Raw genomic sequence first — 15,138 nt, 5'->3', positions numbered from 1 at the left:
CCTTTAAGATCGAAATAATCTGTTCCTCTGAAAATTTTGATGTCTTCATACTGTTTTTCTTTTAAAAGGTTAATTTAACTCTATTTTTAACCTGTTCAAAAAAACCAGCCACTTACCGAGGCTATTATTCAAAAAGAGTACACCTCGATTCACAAAAGTGTCTATTGGAAATTTAAAAAGGAAGCCAAGAATTACTACTATTCGAGCAGTGCCCGCGAGGATTACAACTTTAAAGAAATTGTTTTTAAAGAAGTGTATCCGCTGTATGGACAAATCGATATTAAAGGATCGTCGGAGAATCGAATCAGTGCTATTGTTGCCGACTTAAAAGCACAGATTAATCAGATTATTCAAATTCTAGATGTGATAAACGCCGATCGGAAAATCAGTATCATTGAAAAGAAGCAATTCGAATTGACCAGCTTTTTAGAGGAACTCGAGCAGCCTTTTAAAAGCGAATTAGAACAAATCATTCATCATTATATTGAAACCGAAATTCATACATTTTTGCAGAATTCGGCTTCTAATCAAGAAATAAAAAGTCGGATTGAAGCGTATTTCGAGAAAATCGACGTAAAAACGGGAATCTTTTATCAAACTCGGAAAGATTTTGAAGATGCTATTATGAGCATCAACAAAAAAATGGCCGCCATTTTAGATGCCAAACAAGAACAAGCGCAAGAGATTTTTCCGCATTATTACGAACGTTTTAAAACCGATGGCGTTGAACACAATTTGTACATCGGCGCTTCGATTGAGCCTAACCGTGAATATAACGACATGTATCTGCAAAATCTTAGGTTGTGGCAACTCGAAACGCTCTGCGAAATGGAACTTGAGCATCACAAATTAAAAAGTTCATTACCTTATAATTTAGACGTAACCTCGCTGATTTTAGTTTTTAGTTCGCCGATTTCGGTACGCTTTAGGATGGATGAAAAACGCTTTGACGTTGATGGATCTTATAATGCACGCTATGAAGTTGTTAAAAAGCGAATCGACAAAGCGTATGTAAAAAATTCGAATGAACGAATTACCCAAAAAGAGAAAATCACAATTGTGTATTCCAACGCTGCTGAAGAAAAAGAATACATCAAATACATCAAATATTTACAGCACAAAAATATTCTTGAAGCCGACATTGAAAAATTAGAAGTCGAAGATTTACAAGCTGTTACCGGTTTAAAAGCACTACGCGTTAAAGTAAAACACCAAGAAAATACACTTGTTCAAGAAACCGAAGTATTTGTAACTAACTTACTTAAAGAACGTCTCGACTCTAAATTCTCCTATCACAATTTAGAACATACTAAAAATGTAGTTGCGGGTATAGAAACGCTTTGTAAAGCCGAAGATTTAGATCCCAAAACAACAACTATTTTGCTACTAGCAGCTTGGTTTCATGATGCTGGCTATGTTGAGTGCACAAAAGGACACGAAGAGAAAAGCGTTTTACTAGCGCGTGATTTCTTACAAGACAAACAAGTAACAAACGATATTTCCGACAAAGTAGCCGACCTTATCATGGCAACGCAATTTGATTATACACCAACAAACCAACTGGAATACATTATTAAAGATGCCGATAATATGCATCTCGCAAATCCGGATTATCCGCATACGTTAGAGTTGCTGCGAAACGAGTGGGAACTGTCTGGAGATAAAGCATTTTGCGATAGAGATTGGTATCGTTTAAACGTGGATTTTCTGAAAAATCATCAATACTATACGCCCTACGCTCAAGCCAATTGGCAAAAGTTAAAAGAACTAAATTTAAACCTCATACAACGACAACTAAAAAACTACTCAACACATGGAAGTCACTAATCCGCACGATAAAGCAACATCATCGGAAATTTCAACGGAAAACGATAAAGGCAAAAAGAAAAATAAAGTACCGAAAACAGAACGAGGCATTGATACGATGTTTCGAACAACGCTAAACAATCACAACAACCTCAGCGGTTTAGTGGATAATAAAGCCAATATTTTACTCTCGGTTAATGCCATTATTATATCCGTTTCGCTCACTACCATCATTCCTAAACTCGACAATCCATCCAACGCACATTTAATCATTCCTACCTTAATTCTCATAGTATCAAGCGTTATCGCTATAACTTTTGCGATTTTGGCCACACGCCCCACAATAACTGGCGGAAGTTTCACTAGAAAAGAAGTATATGAGAAAAAAGTAAATCTGCTTTTTTTCGGAAATTTCTATAAGATGTCCTACGAAGATTACAGTTGGGCCATGAACGAATTGATCAAAGACAAAGATTACGTTTACAATTCGATGATTAAAGATTTGTATCATCTAGGTATCGTTTTGGAAAAGAAATACCGATTGTTACGCATCGCCTACACCATTTTTATGTTTGGTATTATAATTTCTGTTATTGCATTTTTAATTGCATTCCAATCGAGATAACGCCACTTTTATGAAAAAAGTTATCCTGATTCTTTCATTGCTTTCCATACTAATTCAAGCTTGTGCCACGTACCAGCCGCAGTTTAATGCGAAATACATTCAAGATGTAAGTAAAGAAAATGAAAAAATAGCCCATACGTTCTTCCTTGTTGGCGATGCAGGGAATGGTTTGTTGAAAGACAGTTTACCTAGCGTAAATGCGCTAATCTCTCGGTTAAAAAAAGCCGACAAAAACAGCACGCTTATTTATCTGGGCGACAACATTTATCCCTTGGGCATGCCCGCAGATACTGCTGTCGCGAGAAAAGATGCAGAAAACAAACTTCAAGAGCAAATTGATGTCACGCACGCATTTCAAGGAAAAACGGTATTTATTCCGGGAAACCACGATTGGTACAGTCAAGGAAATGAAGGTTTAAAAAGACAGCAAGAATATGTTGAAAAACAACTCGGAAAAAAATCGTTTTTACCCAAGAACGGCTGTCCGTTGGAAAGCATCGATATCACCGACGACATCACCCTAATAATCGTCGATTCTCAATGGTATATCACAAATTGGGATAATTACCCAACGATCAATGAAAGTTGTGAAATAAAGACTCGAAATCAGTTTTTAGATGAATTTAGAAGCGAAATAAAAAAAGCGCGCGGCAAAACCACCATCGTTGCCATTCATCACCCGATGTTCACCAATGGTTCTCACGGCGGAAAATACGCTTTCAAAAGCCATCTTTCTCCCATTCCAATTCTCGGAAGCTTGAAAAACCTGCTTCGCAAAACAACCGGAGTAAGTAATGCCGATATTCAAAACACGCATTACAATGAACTGAAAAAGCAATTGGTTGCCGCCGCACAACAAAACGAAAATGTTGTCTTTGTTTCCGGCCACGACCATAATCTGCAATACCTCATCAAAAACGATATTCCACAGATTGTCAGTGGATCTGCTTCAAAAGTATCGCCAGTAAAATTAAGCGATGGTGGAATCTACGGACACGGAGTACCTGGATTTGCTGTTTTACAAGTCTTTGAAAACGGACGTTCGGAAGTACAATTCGTAAACGCAAAAAATAATACCGTTGAATTTCAAACAACCGTAATTAAACCAAAGCAACAATCGTACACAGTTAACGCAGTTTCGAAGTTTCCAGATTCTATACAAACAGCAATTTACACGGAATCCGAAACAGCAAAAAGCGAGTTCTACCACTTTCTTTGGGGAAATCGTTACAGAAAATACTACAGCAAACTTATTACCGCAAAAGTAGTAACGTTAGACACCTTGCTTGGCGGATTAACGCCCGTGCGGAAAGGTGGAGGAACACAATCGCGATCGCTACGCTTGAAAGCCAAAGACGGCAAACAGTATATTATGCGTGCGCTCAAAAAAAGTGGTGCACAGTACATTCAAGCGTCGCTGTTTAAGAATCAATACGTTCAGAAAGATTTTGAAAATACAGCTTCCGAAAATTTGGTAAAAGACGTTTTCACAGGTGCGCATCCGTTTGCGCCGCTCGTAGTAGCCGAATTATCTGAGTCGTTGAATATCAGTAAATTAAATCCTAAATTATACTACATTCCCAAACACGAAGCGCTGGGTGCTTTTAGTGCAGAATTTGGCGATGAACTGTATCTGTTTGAAGAACAAGCCTCCGACGGTAATCTTTCCATAAATGATCCGAACTTTACAGGCGCCGTTTACAGCACTTACGACGTGTTTGAGAAAATTCACGAGAATGAAAATCAGATGGTCGACGAAAAGGAATACATCAAAGCCCGACTTTTTGATATGTTAATCGGCGATTGGGATCGACATCAAGATCAATGGCGTTGGCTCGAATTTAAAGAAGCTAACAAAATCGTTTTTAAACCTTTACCTCGCGATCGAGATCAGGCTTTTTCAATCATGTCCGACGGTTTTGTACTCGGCGCAGCTGTTCGTTTAATCCCGATGGCCAAGCTTCTACGAAAGTATGAAGCCGATTTAACAGACGTTAAAGGCTTTAATTTAGAACCATTTCCGCTCGATAAAGCATTTATCCGCCATCTGAACAAAAACGACTGGAATGAGCAAGTAGCGATTATTCAAAATTCGATTACCGACGAAGCTATCGATGAAGCATTTTCAGCCACTCCCAAAGAACTAAACGACGAATCGGTATCCAAATTGAAAGATTTATTGAAAAAGCGTCGAGCCAATTTGCAAAAAATAGCCGATCGTTACTTTCAATTTCTTAGTCGTTACGCTGTCATTATGGGAACGAACAAAAAAGACATTATCCGCATTCGCAGTTTGAACAATTCTGAAGTCGAAGTTTCTTTGCAACGAAATAAAAAAGATAAGAACGGAGAAACGTACTTTAAAGAAGTTTTTTCGGCAAACCAAACGCGCGAAATTTGGATTTATGGTCTCGACGATGACGATGTTTTTGAAGTAATTGGAAAGAGTAAGCAAATAAAAATCAGACTCATTGGTGGTCAGAATAACGACACCTATATTATTCCAAACGGAAAAAATGTGGTGATTTACGATTACAAGTCTAAGAAAAACGACGTCGATCTGGCAAAAAATGCAAGTCTGCGGCTAAGCGATTCCTACGATGTAAATACGTTTGATTTTAAGAAAGTTAAAAAATCTCAAAACCAGCTGATTCCGATTTTAGGTGCAAACCCAGACGATGGTTTAAAAGTGGGATTCAACAACACATTTACCAATTATGGTTTCGAACGCAACCCGTTTACAAGCCAACATCAACTCAAAGCAGCCTACTATTTTGCTACTTCGGGTTACGAAATCTTGTACCGATTCGAATTTGCAAACGTCATAAAAAATATAAATCTCGAAGTAAATACCGGATTGCAAAGTCCGAATTTTACCTTAAACTTTTTTGGCTACGGAAACGAAACGCCCAACTTTGACGATGATTTCGGGTTAAATTACAATCGGGTAAAAGTTCGGAGTTTACATGTCAATCCGCAGTTAAAGTGGAAAAGTCGTTCGGGCGTTGCATTAAGTTGGGGCGCATTATACGAAAATGTGGAAGTGAATAACACCAGAGGCAGGTTTGTGGAAAACAATTCGCAACTACCAAGCTATTTATTTGAAGAAGTACAGTTTTTGGGAACTCATTTTGCCTTTAATTTTGAGAATTACGACAACAATGCCTACCCAACTATTGGAATGAAAACCAGTGTACAAATCGGACACAAAAGCAATTTAGATAACAACAGCAGAAGCTACAGTTACCTAATTCCGGAGGTTAGTTTTACGCACAAGCTCGACGCCCAAGGAAGATGTGTATTGGCAACCAAATTAAAGAGTCATATTAACTTTGGAGACGATTTCGAATTTTACCAAGCGGCGTCTATTGGTGGGAACGACGGCTTGCGCGGATATAGAAATCAGCGTTTTATCGGAAAACAATCCTTTTATCAAGATACAGATATTCGCTACAGCTTTAGTTCGATGAAAACCCGACTCATTCCGATTCGACTAGGTGTTTTTACTGGATTCGATTACGGACGCGTCTGGTTTCCAGCAATCGATTCCGAACAATGGCATAACTCGTACGGAGGCGGATTTTTCATCAATGGAGCTGAACTACTTTCGGCAAACGTCGGATTATTTCATTCGTCAGACGGTTTTCGAGCCGCATTTTCATTAGGTTTTCAATTTTAAAGCTATGCATACCTTAAAAAATATCGTTTTACTCGCTGCGCTCACTGCGCTTCCTTCTTGTGAAACGAAAACCGAAGCTGTAGTGCTCAAACAAATAGCTCAATTACCCAAGGAACTTAAAGAAATTTCGGGAATTGCCTTTTCAAATCATAAACTTTATACGCTCGAAGACAGCGGAAATCCGAATGAAATTACCGTAATCGATACACTAGGTCGAATTTTACAAATAAGTCAGATAAAAAATGCTACCAATACCGACTGGGAAGATCTGACGTTTGATACCCATGGAAATTTGTACATCGGCGATTTTGGAAACAACGACAACGACAGAAAAGATTTGGCAATTTACAAGATTGATAAAAACGATTTGCAAAAGAAGGAAATAGAAACGTCGTATAAAGTATCTTTTAATTATCCCGAACAAAAGGATTTTCCGCCAAAGAAGAAAGATTTACTTTTTGATGTCGAAGCCTTTTTCGAGTATCAATCGCATTTTTATTTATTTACGAAAAATCGAAGTAAAGGATTCGACGGCAGCAGTTATGTATATAAAATTCCGAACACAGCCGGACATCACGAGGCCAAACTTATCAAAACCATAAAAACCTGCGGAGATTACCACAATTGTGCCATTACCAGTGCCGCAATTGCGCCCGACGGCTCCAAATTTGTACTCCTCTCCCACTCCAAACTTTGGCTATTCAACGCGTTTCCACCAGAAAATATAGCCGACGGAAAAATGACGGAAATCGACTTACGACATTACTCGCAAAAAGAAGCTGTTTGTTTTAAAAACAAGAGTCAAGTTTTCATAGCCGACGAGCGTGTCAAAAAAGTGGGTGGGAATTTATATGAGACTTCGCTAAAAAAATAAATAGAAAACACTGCTTAGTTGTAAATTTATTTCAAACTAGTAGTTGGGCGCTACCCGTCCCCTACCTACGCCCACCTTCGGGTCAGGCTTTACGTTACAACCCACTTGCTTGTTGGCGTTTGCGGAGCGTTGGCAATGGCTCATTTCAATCGCCAATTCCAACTGCCGCGCACAGCCAACAAACTGCGCGGGGTTTCCACTGCAATCCTTAGCGCGGGCAATCGTTACCGCAAGCATCCATTCTATTCATTTTTAGAACCAGGAATAAAATCGAGCGCAATCGAATTCATCCAGTAGCGCTTGTCGATAGATTCTGGGATGTATTTGATTCAATCAAAACAAAATAGAATGATTGCAATACGCAGAATTTGAATTCTATAAAACGTACAATTTTTACTTTTACTTGCTGCTAGAAATACTCTAATTGCAACTCGGCTTACTTTTCTGGCTTGTTTTCCTGCTCCAAACGATAAGTTTTTCCCCACTCACCCATCGACTGTAATATGGGAGCCAACGTAAACCCAAACTCGGTAATGGTGTACTCCACTTTTGGCGGAATTTCAGCATATACTTTTCGATGTATAATGCCATCTTCTTCCAATTCTCGTAATTGAGACGTTAACATCGATTGCGTGATTCCTTTAACCGATCGTTTTAACTCACCAAAGCGCGCTGGCGACGTTTGGTAAATAGCATTAATCAAAATCGGTTTCCACTTTCCTCCTATTACATGCATCGTTGCAGTAACGGGACAACTTTCTTCATCAAAAACAATATTTTTTTCATTCATAAATAACTGATTTTCAATATTAGTATTTTTTATATAGTATATTTTAAAAATAATAGTACTTGTACAAAGTATTATATGTATTTAATTTTGAAGTACAAATATAATTTGAAATAACATGATAAAACAAACAATTTTAATTACAGGAGCTAGCAGCGGTTTCGGATTTTTAACAGCAAAAACACTTGCACAACACGGACATACTGTTTTCGCTTCTATGCGTAACTCGGATTCTCAAAACAAAACAAAGAAGGATGAACTACTCACTTGGTCGAAAGAGCGTTTTCTGGACATTCGAGTTATTAACCTAGATGTTACCTCCGACTCAAGTGTAGCAGCAGCTAAGCAAGAGATTTTATCTCAAACTGATGGGAAAATTGATGTTATAATAAATAATGCAGGCATCTATGGCGGGGGAATTCAAGAAACGTTTACCATCGACGATCATAAATTGTTTTTCGATGTAAATGTTTTTGGTAGTGTGCGAGTAAACAATGCCTTCCTACCTGTACTTCGCGATCAAGGAAGCGGACTAATCATTCAGATATCAAGTGTGCTCGGCAGAACTATAATTCCGTTTGGTGGAGTATACGATGCTACTAAATGGGCGGTTGAAGCACTCTCAGAAAATTTGGCGTATGAACTAAAACCCTTAGGAATTGATGTTGCGATCGTCCAACCAGGTCCGTTTCCTACTGAGATTTTTCAGAAAAACTTTACTCCGGGCAATAGCTCTTTAATCGAAACTTATGGTAAGACTAATGAAATTATGATGGAGCTTTTTAATAATGTGACTGCAATGATGTCGTCTGAAAATGTGCCCAACAAACCGCAAGATGTTGCTAATGCTATACTAACTCTGGTAAACAAACCTACGGGTCAACGCCCGCTTCGAACCGTTGTAGATAAAATGATGGTTGGCACCGCCGAAATCATCAATGACACGGCCAGCAAAGTGCAAGCAGATATATTGCAAAATTTTGGACTTAGTGAATTATATCATTCCAATTAAAAAAAAATTTAATGAGCAATAAAATTTTAGTAACAGGTGCAAGTGGTAATTTGGGCAAAGCTACTTTGAATTATTTGGCAACACAAGTAGCCCAAACAGATCTTATTGGTTTGGTGAGAGATAAGGAAAAAGCAAAAGACTTACAAGAAAATGGAATTGAACTTCGTGTAGGTGATTATGACAACTACGATTCATTAGTAGCCGCTTTCACAGGCATAGACAAAGTTTTATTAGTATCTGCCGTAGCTTTTGTTGACCGCTTTGCGCAACATAAAAATGTTATCGATGCCGCTAAACAATCAGGCGTAAAGCATTTAGTTTTTACAAGTGTGCAACGTAGCAATAAGTTAGATTTTGTTATCGAGGGCAATACCCAAAGCGACATTGATACGGAAAATTATTTAAAAAAATCTGGGCTTAATTATACGGTACTTAAAAATGGATTGTATGCCGAAACTATTCCTCTCTACTTAGGTTTTGCTTTTCTTCAATCAGGAGCAAAAATAGCATTGAAAGAAGGTGATGGTAAAATTGCTTTTGCCACAAGGAATGACCTTGCTGAGGCCGCTGCCAAAGTTCTTTTAACCAACAACTATCATAATAGTGAGTTATTGCTCACAGGTGGAGAAGCGTTGACTTTTTCGGAGGTTACCAAAATTGCAAGTGTGGCAACTAATAAACAAGTATCCTATACACCAGTTTCCAAAGAAGATTATTTGGCTCAATTTGTGGCAAACGGCTTTCCTGAATTCTTAGGTCAATTTTTATATCGTTGGGTTCAATCTTTTGAAGCAGGAGTGTTCAGTGAAGTATCGCCTGATCTAGAAATGATATTAGGAAGAAAACCTACATCGGTTAAACAGTATTTATCTACTCTTTTTTAACTCTGAATAAATGAACAATATCGAAGTTGTAAAAAAGATGTATCAACTATTTGCAGAAGGCGATACAGAAAAAATCAAAGCAATTTTTGACGAAAACCTGAAATGGAATATGATGGTTGGGTTTCCTAATGGCGGACAGTACATTGGTATTGAGGCTGTGTTTGAAAATGTATTCGGCTATTTGTCAAAATATTGGGACACTTGGAAGGCTATAAGCACCAGATACATTGAGACCGAAGAGGGTGTTTTTGTAATAGGCCATTATGAAGGTACTTACAAAAAAACAGGAAAGGCGGTTAAAGCCGATTTTGCTTCTGAGTATAAAGTAAAGGACGGAAAAATCACTGAGTACAACCAGTATACCGACACTGCATTGGTAATTGATGCAATGAAACAAACAATTTAACAACAATTTACAGATGAAAGTAGCAATCTTAGGAACAGGAAATATGGGAACGGCTTTAGGAAAAGCCTTAGCCCCCAAACATCAAATTATCTATGGATCAAGAACTCCACAAAGTAAGCTAGAATGGGCTGCATCTATTGGCAAAAACGTACAAGTAGTTTCGCAACAAGAGGCCATAGATACTGCTGACATTACGCTTGTAACTTTAAACTGGCCTGGAAATACAGTGATAGAAACTTTAACATCGCTCAAAAATCTTAATGGTAAGATAATGGTTGATGTCACTAATGTTTTAAAACCCGATTATTCTCCTTTAAAATTTGAGAATAGCGATTCGGGCGCAGAAGAAATACAAAGGCATTTACCTGACTCAATTATAGTAAAAGCATTCAACACCGCATCCGGGTTTAGCATCTTAAACCAGTCTTTGCAATTTGGCGACAAAACAGTAAATGGTTTTTATGCTGGAGATAACCAAAAGGCGAATGCAATTGTTGCCGAATTACTTAAAGATGCAGGTTTTAATCCTTTGTACTCAGGTGGCTTAGCCAATGCCATTTTCTTGGAAAGTCTCGGTCAGTTTCTAATTGCTCTGGCTTTCCAACAGAACTTGGGAGTAGATATTGGTTGGACATTACTTACACGAACTTAAACAATATTTAATTAAGAGAATTTAAAAATTAAAATAATGAAAAGTTTAAAATCAACGATATTAATAGCATTTCTCACTTTAGTAAGCGGTTTAGTTGCAAATGCACAAAATGTGGTAGCTGTAAACTATAAAAAGGTAGAAGTAGATGGGTACAACATCTTTTACCGAGAAGCAGGGAGTAAAAGTAAACCTGCGATAGTATTACTCCATGGTTTTCCTTCTACATCTCACATGTATAGAGATTTGATAACCGATTTGGCAGACAAATATTATGTGGTGGCTCCTGACTACATAGGTATGGGGCAAAGCGATGCTCCGTCAGTAGACAGGTTCAATTACTCTTTTGAAAACATTGCATCAAATACTGCTAAGTTTATAGAAAAGATTGGACTTACAAAGTATTCTTTGTATTTATTTGACATTGGTGGCCCCGTTGGATTTAGAATTGCAGTAAACAACCCTGAAAAAATTCAGTCTATAATTGTTCAAAACACAACTATTTATCCTGAAGGTGCAGATGCTACTGTTGCAAAACCAGTATTTGACTATACCTCAAACCCTAATCCGGAAACCGAAAATGGAGCAAGAGCATTTTTCCAATTAGAAGTAATCAAATCTCTCTATGTAGGTTGGGCTGCAAATCCTGAAACGGTAAGTCCCGACAGTTATCTTCTTGATTACTATTATGTATCTAAACCTGGTGCTGACCTTATTTTATTGTCAAATTTAAGGGATTACAAAAGTAACTTTGACTTCTTTCTAAAAGCACAAGCCTACCTTAAAAAGTATCAACCAAATTTATTGGTTATTTCAGGTAAACGCGACAAAATATTTATCGAATCGGGTAATAAATATTTCTTAAGAGATGTTCCCACAGCTCAGATTAGCCCAATAGATGCAGGACATTTTTTGTTGGAAGAAAAACACGAGGAAGCCGCGAAAATTATCAAAACTTTCTTAATAAAACGTAGCATTAAATAACAAAGAACATGAAAATAACACTCACAGGTGCCGCTGGTAACATTACCAAACCCTTAGCAGAAAAATTACTAGCACAAGGCCATAGCGTAACTGTAATTGGTCGTAATGCCGAAAATTTAAAACCTTTAACTGATATCGGTGCCGAGACAGCTATTGGTAGCATTGAGGATGATGCTTTTATTGCAAATGCATTTAAAGGAGCGGATGTAGTTTACACCATGATACCCGTACCCTACCACAGAACAGATTGGGTGGAATATGGCGAATTAATTGGAGAAAATTACAGAAATGCAATTGCAGCCAATGGAATAAAAAAAGTAGTAAACCTAAGTACATACGGAGCTCATAAATTGGAAGGCATTGGTGCCATCAATTCTATAGGTCAGCTTGAAAAATCGTTAAACAAGTTGAATAATATAGAAGTCATTCATTTAAGAGCGGGGTATTTCTATAGTAACCTGTTTCGTCAAATTGATACCTTAAATGCAATGGGCGTAATAGGAGCCAACTATGGATCAGCAGATGGTAAAATGATATTTGTTCACACGCAAGACATTGCAGACGTTGCTTTTGAAGCCATTACTAATTCAGCATTCCCATCTAATGAACCTTACTATGTTGTGAGCGACATTAGAACATGGCATGAAGCTGCTAAATTAATTGGCAAAGCTATTGGCAAAGACTTGAACTGGACCGTTTTTAGTGATGAACAATTTGGGGCAGGCGCCAAACAAGCGGGATTTCCTGACTTTATGATTGCAATTTTAATTGAAATTGGTCAAGGTATTGCTACGGGTAAATTTACGGAACACTATTTCTCACTTAACAGCAAGCCTGCACTAGGTAAAACCAAATTAGAAAATTTTGCTAAAGAGTTTGCAGTTCTTTACAATTCATAAAAAATAAATCAAGAACCTCACCCTGATTATTTATCGGGGTAAGGTTTTTATGTAAACGCATCATGATACAAAATTTGCTAATCACAACTTCAATCCGTAATTGGGATGAACAAAATAAACGGTTATTATCTTTGGTGAATGTGCTGAATGAAGACCAACTAGAAAAACATATTGCACCAGGAAGAAACTCCGGAATGTATTTACTTGGGCACTTAACAGCGATCAATTATAATATGATTTCACTCTTTGGTCTAGGCGAAAATCCTCAAGCTGAGTTAGATACTATATTTCTGATTAATCCAGACAAAACCATTCCTCATAACTACAGAACGGATGGGCTGAAAGAATTACTAATAGACAGTATTCAACTATTGGAAGAGAAAGTTAAGGTCCTAACAGAGGCGGACTGGCTCGACAGGCACAGTAACGTTTCGGCAGCCGATTTCAAACTACAACCACATCGCAACAAAATAAATGTGCTAATCAATAGAACACTGCATTTGGCCTACCACTATGGGCAATTTTCTCTTTTAAAATAATGCCTAAAATAAGTACAATTACATATCCTTCTTGATCAAAATTTTATCTTTTATTAACTGCCAGGTAAAAGAGTTACAACGAAAGAACAATTTTTAAACTAATTTTAAAGAAATTAATTCATATCAATATTTGCAATGAATATGCTCATATAGCTTTAATTCCACTGAATATTGAAATCTTAAATGTATTCTAAAAAAAAATTAATTACCTGTCCAATATTGAAATAGTCGATCGTCATTAAGACATAAAATAAAATTTTAACCATAAAAACAACATTATGAAAGAATTTATGATGATTTTCGGAAGCGAAATAAACGAATCGTTTGGACCTTCACCTGAACAAATGCAAGCAAACATTCAAAAATGGATGGATTGGTTTGGTGGTATTGCAGCACAAGGGCGCATTGTAAATGCCAATCGTTTAAGTTTTGAGGGAAAAACATTGAAATCTAATAATGTTATTTCTGATGGCCCTTATGCAGAAGTAAAAGAAATTATTGGTGGTTACGTAGTTGTTAAAGCTGCTAACATTGATGAAGCTATGAAATTGGCAGAAGGCTGTCCGATTCTTGATCACGGTGGGCACGTTGAAGTAAGAAGTATCATACCAATGAAGGGTTAATTTGAACGAGGCGGCATTAATTCCACAACTTTTTAAAACAGAGTACAGAAAAATAATTTCAGTACTCTGTAAGTTGTTTGGTATTGTTCATATTGAAATTGCCGAGGATATTACAAATGATACTTTTTTATTAGCAGCAGAAACTTGGGAGTTAAAAGGTATTCCCGAAAATCCAACCGCCTGGCTTTATGCTGTTGCTAAAAACAAAACCAAAGACTACTTTAAACGACATAAAACATTTTCTGAAAAAATAGTTCCTGATTTTACTTCTAGACAAAACAAAACAGTAGATTTTGATGTTGATTTATCTCCTAAAAACATCACTGACAGTCAATTGCAAATGATTTTCGCTATTTGCAATCCAATAATTCCGGCAGAGGCACAAATTGGTTTAGCTTTAAGAATCCTTTGTGGTTTTGGAATTGAAGAAATTGCCCAGGCATTTTTAACCAATAAAGAAAGTATCAATAAACGCTTGTATAGAGCAAAGGAGAAACTACGAGCAGAGAATATTAAAATTGAACTACCAAGTGAAGACGAAGTTTACTCGAGACTAGAAACCGTACTCACAACTATATACTTGCTTTTTAATGAGGGGTACCATTCAAGTACGCAGAAAACTTATTTGCGAAAAGAGTTATGTTTGGAAGCAATGCGTTTAACTTATTTTTTGATTGAAAATGAAATAACAAACAAACCAAATGTGAACGCTTTAATGGCGTTAATGTGCTTTCACGCTTCGCGTTTTGAAGCAAGAACAGATCTGGTAGGAGAGCCAATTTTGTACGAAGAACAAGACAGAAGTTTATGGAATGAAGAACTTATTGCAAAAGGAAATTTCTACTTAATACAAAGTGCTCAAGGCAACGAATTAAGCAAATTTCACCTAGAGGCAAACATTGCCTACTGGCATAGTAGTAAAATTGAAAACCCAAAAAAGTGGGACTCTATTTTACAAGCCTATAATCAACTTTTGTTAATTGAATATTCACCAGTAACAGCACTAAACAGAACGTATGCGTTGGCACAAGTGAAGGGCAAAAAAGCTGCAATTGCTGAAGCAGAAAAGTTGAGTCTAAATGACAATCATTTCTACTTTTCCTTACTTGGTTATCTGTATACAGAGCTTGATAATAAAAAAGCTATTTCGTTTTTTGAAACTGCTCGGCACAAAGCCAAAAATGAAATTGACAAATCATTATTAACTAGAAAATTAAAAGACCTCGAAAACAGAAGCAACAACTAATGGAGATGTTACCATTATCGAGGTACCATACCGTATTAACCGCTAAATTGCTTCTTACGAGCTTAAAACTCCCTTTGTGATTTAGTGCTGAAAATCGTCGCAAAGCGTAAAAACGAGTATGACCC

General features: G+C 37.2%; 14 protein-coding genes. 13 read left to right on the top strand and 1 reads right to left on the bottom strand.

The genetic code is table 11. The annotated features are described in order from the left end of the window. The first annotated feature begins 252 nt into the window (after window positions 1-252). Genes Q0064_RS06015 through Q0064_RS06000 form a run of 4 tightly spaced genes read left to right on the top strand, consistent with a single transcriptional unit; the run spans window position 253 to window position 6,984 of the window. Window positions 253-1,827: an HD domain-containing protein gene (locus tag Q0064_RS06015; protein WP_298145782.1), complete on the top strand. Its 1,575-nt coding sequence runs from the start codon at window positions 253-255 to the stop codon at window positions 1,825-1,827. Then, complete coding sequence (locus tag Q0064_RS06010) at window positions 1,814-2,431, top strand: Pycsar system effector family protein (RefSeq protein ID WP_298145780.1); 618 nt, start codon at window positions 1,814-1,816, stop codon at window positions 2,429-2,431. Before Q0064_RS06015 ends, Q0064_RS06010 begins: the two co-directional genes overlap by 14 nt. Before the next feature lie 10 nt (window positions 2,432-2,441). After that, entirely contained in the window at window positions 2,442-6,110 is a 3,669-nt protein-coding gene (locus Q0064_RS06005; RefSeq protein WP_298145777.1) for a metallophosphoesterase, read from the top strand. A 4-nt stretch (window positions 6,111-6,114) separates the two neighbouring features. Beyond that, the gene (locus Q0064_RS06000) at window positions 6,115-6,984 is read left to right on the top strand and encodes a hypothetical protein (protein ID WP_298145774.1); all 870 of its coding nucleotides are present in this window, start codon (window positions 6,115-6,117) and stop codon (window positions 6,982-6,984) included. 436 nt (window positions 6,985-7,420) lie between these two features. On the opposite strand, the gene Q0064_RS05995 is transcribed toward Q0064_RS06000, so the two are convergent. Beyond that, on the bottom strand, window positions 7,421-7,774 hold the full coding sequence (locus tag Q0064_RS05995; protein ID WP_298145771.1) for a helix-turn-helix domain-containing protein: 354 nt from the start codon (window positions 7,772-7,774) through the stop codon (window positions 7,421-7,423). A gap of 115 nt (window positions 7,775-7,889) precedes the next feature. Between Q0064_RS05995 and Q0064_RS05990 the strand changes: the two genes are divergently transcribed. The 9 genes from Q0064_RS05990 to Q0064_RS05950 all read left to right on the top strand — a co-directional run bounded on the left by Q0064_RS05990 (window position 7,890) and on the right by Q0064_RS05950 (window position 15,013). After that, on the top strand, window positions 7,890-8,783 hold the full coding sequence (locus Q0064_RS05990; RefSeq protein WP_298145768.1) for an SDR family oxidoreductase: 894 nt from the start codon (window positions 7,890-7,892) through the stop codon (window positions 8,781-8,783). Between the two features lie 11 nt (window positions 8,784-8,794). Beyond that, window positions 8,795-9,667 (top strand): SDR family oxidoreductase, encoded by an 873-nt coding sequence (locus Q0064_RS05985; protein WP_298145765.1) that lies wholly within the window; start codon window positions 8,795-8,797, stop codon window positions 9,665-9,667. Between the two features lie 10 nt (window positions 9,668-9,677). After that, window positions 9,678-10,073, top strand: coding sequence for a nuclear transport factor 2 family protein (locus Q0064_RS05980; protein ID WP_298145762.1), 396 nt, complete (start codon window positions 9,678-9,680; stop codon window positions 10,071-10,073). 13 nt (window positions 10,074-10,086) lie between these two features. Continuing rightward, window positions 10,087-10,725 carry an NAD(P)-binding domain-containing protein gene (locus tag Q0064_RS05975; protein WP_298145759.1) on the top strand — a complete coding sequence of 213 codons (639 nt, stop codon included), beginning with the start codon at window positions 10,087-10,089 and terminating at the stop codon, window positions 10,723-10,725. A 36-nt stretch (window positions 10,726-10,761) separates the two neighbouring features. Then, window positions 10,762-11,706, top strand: a complete 945-nt coding sequence (locus Q0064_RS05970; RefSeq protein ID WP_298145755.1) for an alpha/beta hydrolase — start codon at window positions 10,762-10,764, stop codon at window positions 11,704-11,706. An 8-nt stretch (window positions 11,707-11,714) separates the two neighbouring features. Beyond that, the gene (locus Q0064_RS05965) at window positions 11,715-12,605 is read left to right on the top strand and encodes an NmrA family NAD(P)-binding protein (RefSeq protein ID WP_298145752.1); all 891 of its coding nucleotides are present in this window, start codon (window positions 11,715-11,717) and stop codon (window positions 12,603-12,605) included. A 62-nt stretch (window positions 12,606-12,667) separates the two neighbouring features. Then, entirely contained in the window at window positions 12,668-13,144 is a 477-nt protein-coding gene (locus tag Q0064_RS05960) for a hypothetical protein (RefSeq protein ID WP_298145749.1), read from the top strand. Between the two features lie 278 nt (window positions 13,145-13,422). Next, on the top strand, window positions 13,423-13,767 hold the full coding sequence (locus Q0064_RS05955) for a YciI family protein (RefSeq protein ID WP_298145747.1): 345 nt from the start codon (window positions 13,423-13,425) through the stop codon (window positions 13,765-13,767). A 1-nt stretch (window position 13,768) separates the two neighbouring features. Further along, window positions 13,769-15,013: a DUF6596 domain-containing protein gene (locus Q0064_RS05950; protein ID WP_298145745.1), complete on the top strand. Its 1,245-nt coding sequence runs from the start codon at window positions 13,769-13,771 to the stop codon at window positions 15,011-15,013. The last annotated feature ends 125 nt before the right edge of the window (window positions 15,014-15,138 follow it).

Origin of the sequence: Flavobacterium sp. (assembly GCF_027490375.1) — a bacterium.
In the GTDB taxonomy this organism is placed as follows: Bacteria; Bacteroidota; Bacteroidia; order Flavobacteriales; family Flavobacteriaceae; genus Flavobacterium.
Note: the sequence above shows the minus strand (reverse complement) of the source record. Positions and strands in the feature narration are given on the sequence as shown.